Source organism: Virgibacillus carmonensis, assembly GCF_057836705.1.
Genome location: NZ_JBYQFJ010000216.1, coordinates 1 through 635, shown reverse-complemented (window position 1 = coordinate 635; position 635 = coordinate 1). Strand labels below are relative to the sequence as shown.

Sequence of the window (635 nt, the reverse complement as noted above, 5' to 3'; positions counted from 1 at the left end):
ATGTATTCTAAAGAAACCATACTATTTTCACTCTGTTGGCAACCGTTTGACTGCATTATCCTCCTCATCGGCAAGTTACCTTTCTTTGTAGCACCCAGATATGACTTTGCATAAAATTCCTTCTGAAGTCTGGATAATCCAATTCTGTGAAGTGCTTTCCCGTGCCCTTTTCCAAGATGCTTTGGATGAACCCCAATCCAAAACATCCGACCTTCCTGATTGGTGTCAGGTTCAATATGAGGGAACACAAGACCAACCGGCTCACCGTCAATGATATAAACAGTAAACATTCTATTCACTTGTGAAGGCAATTCAGTCTTCATACTGCTAAGAAACTTTTCCGCTTCTTTAATTTCTACACCCATCACTTCTGATAAGAATATTAGTGCCCTCGGTTCAGAAGGTGACCATATTTCGTGTGATGGGGCTTTTATATCTAATTGTTTTGAAAACTTCCTGGTATAGATTACTCTTTCCCCAACAATCCTCATTCTTTCCTTCGATTTACTCAACCTATGTAGTAGGGTTGCGGGACATTCAACTAATATCCTTTTGCTCCCATTCTCTTCGGTTGCTGTTATCAGTTCATCTATAAGTGTATCTATTTCATTAGAATAATCTAATCCATTATGGAA

Annotated in this window: 1 protein-coding gene; it reads right to left on the bottom strand. The window is 38.9% G+C overall.

From position 1 onward, the window contains the following. Positions 1–635 (bottom strand): GNAT family N-acetyltransferase (locus tag AC3G7N_RS21470; protein WP_489424164.1); only part of this gene is annotated, 635 nt, incomplete at both ends.